This is a genomic window from Pyxidicoccus fallax (assembly GCF_012933655.1).
Lineage (GTDB): Bacteria > Myxococcota > Myxococcia > Myxococcales > Myxococcaceae > Myxococcus > Myxococcus fallax.
On sequence record NZ_JABBJJ010000555.1, the window covers coordinates 1 to 4,872 of the forward strand.

Annotated in this window: 6 protein-coding genes; 3 read left to right on the plus strand and 3 right to left on the minus strand. The window is 70.1% G+C overall.

The window, feature by feature from the left end; genetic code table 11:
• Positions 1–196 precede the first annotated feature (196 nt).
• Together HG543_RS51380 and HG543_RS51385 are read left to right on the plus strand one after the other, a co-directional pair.
• Entirely contained in the window at positions 197–799 is a 603-nt protein-coding gene (locus HG543_RS51380) for a hypothetical protein (RefSeq protein ID WP_343073651.1), read from the plus strand.
• Between the two features lie 13 nt (positions 800–812).
• Complete coding sequence (locus tag HG543_RS51385) at positions 813–1,265, plus strand: SMI1/KNR4 family protein (RefSeq protein ID WP_169352314.1); 453 nt, start codon at positions 813–815, stop codon at positions 1,263–1,265.
• 39 nt (positions 1,266–1,304) lie between these two features.
• On the opposite strand, the gene HG543_RS51390 is transcribed toward HG543_RS51385, so the two are convergent.
• A complete protein-coding gene (locus tag HG543_RS51390; RefSeq protein ID WP_169352315.1) occupies positions 1,305–2,099 on the minus strand; it encodes an acyl-CoA desaturase in 795 nt (264 codons plus the stop codon).
• 198 nt (positions 2,100–2,297) lie between these two features.
• Between HG543_RS51390 and bioA the strand changes: the two genes are divergently transcribed.
• Complete coding sequence (gene bioA, locus HG543_RS51395; RefSeq protein WP_169352318.1) at positions 2,298–3,629, plus strand: adenosylmethionine--8-amino-7-oxononanoate transaminase; 1,332 nt, start codon at positions 2,298–2,300, stop codon at positions 3,627–3,629.
• Here bioA and HG543_RS51400 read toward each other — a convergent pair.
• A complete protein-coding gene (locus HG543_RS51400) occupies positions 3,574–4,236 on the minus strand; it encodes a DedA family protein (RefSeq protein WP_169352316.1) in 663 nt (220 codons plus the stop codon). The genes bioA and HG543_RS51400 overlap by 56 nt on opposite strands.
• Before the next feature lie 15 nt (positions 4,237–4,251).
• On the minus strand, positions 4,252–4,872 hold a 621-nt coding region (locus HG543_RS51405), incomplete at its 5' end, for an AI-2E family transporter (protein WP_169352317.1).

The following is a 4,872-nucleotide window of genomic DNA, read 5'->3' on the forward strand; positions in this document are numbered from 1 at the left end:
GTGCTGGCGGGGGGACACCGGGGCGGTGCGTGTGCCGCTCGCGGAGCCGGCTCCCGATGACCCGGGCGCGCAGGCAGGGCGGGCACGGGCCCCGTGAGGCCACCAGCAATTCGGTCATGTGATTTGCCTGATTTGGTGGTCTATCCTGTTTGGCGTGGCTGCTATCTCCCCTGTCTGGAGCCGCGTCTTGTGTGGCGTGCTGGGGCTGTGCGCCGTGGGCTGTGGCTCGGCCACGGTCGGCGCGGTCAGCGCGCCCGCGTCGGCGAAGTGGGTGGGGCCTCCCATTCGTAGTCCGGACGGAGGAGAGGTCCGCACGGTCATCTACTACGGGCCCTGGCTGTGCAGCGCGGCGTGGATGACCCGCTGCGAGCGTCAGTGCGCGACGGAAGGACACGCGCTCATGGGGTGCATCTGGCTGGCGGACATCAAGAGCGACTGGCAGGGCCGCTTCGCCTTTCTGCCCGCGGCGGCTGGAGGGCGGCTCGCCATCACCCACTGCTGCTGTGACTACCCGACGGTCAGCGATGGGCCAGATCGGCGGCGCACCTGGGAGAACGCTCGCGAGGGCTTTCGCAACAAATGGAGTGCCGAGTTCGGGACATGGCCGCAAACCGGAGGACGCAATTGGCCGGGGCACCACATCTTTGATTTGCTGCACGGGGGCCACCCCACGGCGCGAGACAACGTATTCCCTGTCGAGCCGGGGGTGCATGAAGCCCTCAATGTGGCGTATCCGGCGTGCTACAGCCGTGAGGGCAAGTGGCGCTCGATTGGGCCAGACAGGCCCTACGTTGACTAGCCATGGTGCCGAGATGAACTCACTACTGGACACGATTACGCGCGAGCACTTCCCGCATCCACCCGCCACGCCGGAGCAGATTGCCGCGTTCGAAGCTCGAATGGGCTGGCGGCTCGATGCCGACCTGCGCGCGTTCTATCTGCACTGCGATGGTGCGGAGTTGTTCCGACCGTTGCCCGAGGCGAATTACAGCATCCTCTCGCTCGCGGAGATCCAGGAGACCCTCATTCGCGTGCGCAGGCGGGACCAGGGAGCCGTAGAGGCCGCGTCCTGGTACCCGGTGGCGGACTGCCAGGACTCGGACTACGTCCTCGTGGACGTGGCGAAACCGGGTGGGCCCTACCGGTTGCTCGACGCCTGGCACGAGACGTACCCGAGCCAGGTGAAGCAGATCGCCAGCTCGTTCAGCGAGTTCCTGGAGAAGGCGCTCGCCAGCAACGACCACCTCTATTGGCTGTACGAGTAGGCACGTCAGCGCCTACCCGTACCCGGACTCCGGAAGACGTCAGGCGGCGCGGGCGGCGCCGGCCTCGCGGGCGGCCTCGCGCGGCTCGGGCCAGACGGCCCGCTGCGGCGTGGCGATGCGGATGACGCCCAGCTTCGCCAGCACGCGCATCACCTGCCACGTGGGGTCCACCTCGAACCTGCGCGCCGCGAAGTTCGGGCTGCTGCCGTACTTGTGGTGGTTGTTCTGGAAGAGCTCGCCCATGCACAGGAACTCGACCGGCAGCGTGTTGCGCGACTTGTCGCTGCTGTTGAAGTTCCGGTAGCCGTACTTGTGCCCGCACCAGTTCACGATGGCGCCGTGCACCGGACCCATCATGAAGTGGATGGGCAGCAGCAGGAACTGCCAGGGCGACGTGGCGAACGCCACGTAGAACGCCGTGTACAGCCCCACCCAGCCCAGCGTCGCCAGCCACGACGTGCGCAGCGTGTCGTCCACCAGCGGCCACTCCGGGTAGCCACCCAGGAAGCGCGCCTCGGGCTGGCCACGGCCGGCCGCGTAGTCCTCGTAGCGCTTCTTCGTGTGCAGCATCATCCGCACCACGTCCTTGAAGAAGTGCGGCGAGTGCGGGTCCTTCTCCGTGTCGGAGAACGCGTGGTGCTCACGGTGCAGCACCGCGTACGCGCGCGGCGACAGATACGACGAGCCCTGCACCAGGTATGTCAGCAGGTGCATCACCCGCTCCGTGCGTGGACCCATGGTGTACATGCGGTGCGCGGCGTAGCGATGCTGGAAGAAGCTCTGGAAGAACACACAGAGCAGCCAGTGAGCGATGAAGAAGGTGATGACGACCATGATGGCGGGTAAACACCCCCCATGTCATGGCAGCGTCATGCGGGCGCCCATCGATGGCCCGGAACACCAGGCGAGCACGCCCCGGCTTCAGGTTCCCATCAGTAGAAGACACGGCGGCCCCGCATGACGCGTGATGCCAGACGCCGGCCTTCGATACGAGGAGCCGCAACGACCCCATACATGACCCGGAGGACGCACGTGGAGCGGGCGGACATCGTCAGGTTGGACAAGGGCCACGTCTGGCACCCCTACACCGCCATGGAGGCCTACATCGCGGGGACGGACCCGCTGGTCATCTCGCGCTCGGAGGGGCCCTACCTCTTCGACGTGGACGGCCGCCGCTACCTCGACGCCAACGGCTCCTGGTGGGTCTCCACGCTCGGTCACCGGCACCCACGGCTCGTCCGCGCGCTCGTGGAGCAGGCGGGCAGCCTGCCGCACGTGTCGCTGGCCGGTGTCACCCATGCGCCGGCCTCCCTGCTCGCGTCGGAACTGGCGGCCATCGCCCCCGGCGCGGACCGGGCCTCGCTGCCCGCGGCCGAGCGGCTGTCGCGCGTCTTCTACTCCGACAATGGCAGCACGGCGGTGGAGGTGGCCATCAAGATGGCCGCGCAGTACTGGGCGCAGAACGAGCGCCCGCGCCGCACGCGCTTCATCACCCTGTCCGGGGCCTTCCACGGAGAGACCATCGGCGCCACCAGCGTGGGCGGCGTCCCGCTGTTCCGCGAGGTGTTCGGCCCGCTCCTCTTCGACGTGGTGCACGTGCCGTCCCCCGCGGAGGAGGGCGGCTGGGAGCGCGCCTTCGAGCAGGTCCAGGCCGCGCTGCGCGCGCACCCGGATGAAATCGCCGGCGTCATCGTCGAGCCCGTGCTGCAGGGCGCGGCGGGCATGTTGATGTACGCGCCGGACTTCCTGCGCGCGGTGCGCGAGGCCACCCGCGCGGTGGACACCTTCCTCATCGCCGACGAGGTCTTCACCGGCCTGGGCCGCACCGGCGCGCGCTTCGCGGTGGACCTGGCGGACGTGGTGCCGGACCTGCTGTGCCTCGCCAAGGCGCTCTCCGGCGGGCTGATGCCCTTTGGCGCCACGCTCGCCTCGGAGCGCATCTTCTCCGGCTTCCTCGGCGCGCCGCAGCGGGCGCTCTATTACGGGCACTCGTACTGCGGCAACCCGCTGGGCGCGGCGGTGGCGCGCGAGGTGCTCGCCGTGTACCGCGACGAGGACGTGATGGGGCAGGTGGCTCGCAAGGCCCCGCGCATCCGCGCCGCCTTCGAGCGGATGGCGGAAACGATTCCCGGACTGGTGCGCCCGCGCGCGCTCGGCATGGTGGGCGCGGTGGACCTGGGCGGCGGCGGCTACCTCGCGCGCGGCGGCTGGCGCGTGTACGAGGCGGCGCGGCGGCGGGGGCTCTACCTGCGGCCGCTCGGCGACACCGTGTACATCGCCCCCGCGCTCAACATCCCCGACGACGCGCTCACGGAGTTGCTCGACGGCGTGGAGGCTTCGCTGCGCGAGGTGGCGGGGGGCTGATTCCTCTCTCCGCGCGCCGGGCGCGTACCGCTCGGGCCAGCACCAGCGCCACCAATCCGAGCACGGCGGTGATGACGACGCCGTGCTCCACACGTCCGAGCCCGCGCGTCACCCGGTCCACGCTGTGCGAGAAGGCGTAGCCGAGTCCCACCACCACCGGCACGCTCACGCACAGCGCCAGCGCGTCCCACAGGACGAAGCGCCGCACCGGCATGCCCTGCACCGCGGCCATGGCGAACACCGCCCCTCGCAGCACCGACAGGAACCTGCCGGCGAACACCAGCCGCCCTCCGTGCCGCGCGTACAGGCGCGCGAGCCGCTCGCGGCGCTCCGGGGGCAGCAGGCCGCGAAGGCGCCGGTGCTCGTACAGCGCGGGGCCCAGCCTGCGCGCGGTGAGGAACAGCAACAGGTCCCCGCACAGCACGCCGCAGAAGGCCATCGCCAGCGCGAGCGGCAGGGGCAGCACGCCCCGGTGCGAGAGGATGCCCGTGGCCAGCAGCACCAGGTCCTCTGGAATCGGCACGCCCACGCCGCCCGCCACCAGCACGAGGAAGAGCACGGCCGCCGAGCCATGCGTGAGCATCCATGGGAGCGGTCCGTCCGACATCACTCCCTCCTCGCGTCACGCCGTCTCTGGAGGCACGCGGCCCGTGGCGTTGCGGCGCTCCTGGCGGAACTGCAGCACCTCGCGGGTGATGATTTGCGCGGCGGCCGCCACCGGCACCGCCACCACCGCGCCCACCACGCCCGCCAGCTCCGCGCAGAAGAGCACCGCCAGCAGCACGATGAGCGGGTTGACGTGCACCGTGCGCCGGAAGACGAGCGGCGCCAGCACGTTCCCCTCCAGCTGCCCGTACAGCACGAAGTAGGCGAGCACCCCCAGCGCCAGCCACATGCCGCCCGTGGCCCATGTCAGCAACGTGATGAAGCCACCGGCAATCACCGGCCCCGCGTAGGGCACCATGCTGGAGAAGCCACTGAGGATGCCGAGCGGCAGGAAGTACGGCACCCCCAACAGCGCCAGCACCGTGGTGGTGAGCCCCGCGTTGATGGTGCAGATGAGCGTCAGTCCCGCCAGGTAGCCCCCCGTGGCCCGGTACACGTTGCGCAGCACGCGCACGTAGCGCAGCCGGTACTCCGGCCTCGCCAGGTCCAGCATCCGCTTCAGCAGGGGCCCACCGAAGGCCAGCATGAACCCCACCAGGAAGAAGACGGTGACGGCCCCGCCGGCCAGCCCCACCGC

What these genes read in the sequence shown, in the direction of transcription:
- HG543_RS51390 (WP_169352315.1), bottom strand. Translation starts at nt 2,099, where the DNA reads ATGGTCGTCATCACCTTCTTCATCGCTCACTGGCTGCTCTGTGTGTTC.
- HG543_RS51385 (WP_169352314.1), top strand. Translation starts at nt 813, where the DNA reads ATGAACTCACTACTGGACACGATTACGCGCGAGCACTTCCCGCATCCA.
- HG543_RS51400 (WP_169352316.1), bottom strand. Translation starts at nt 4,236, where the DNA reads ATGTCGGACGGACCGCTCCCATGGATGCTCACGCATGGCTCGGCGGCC.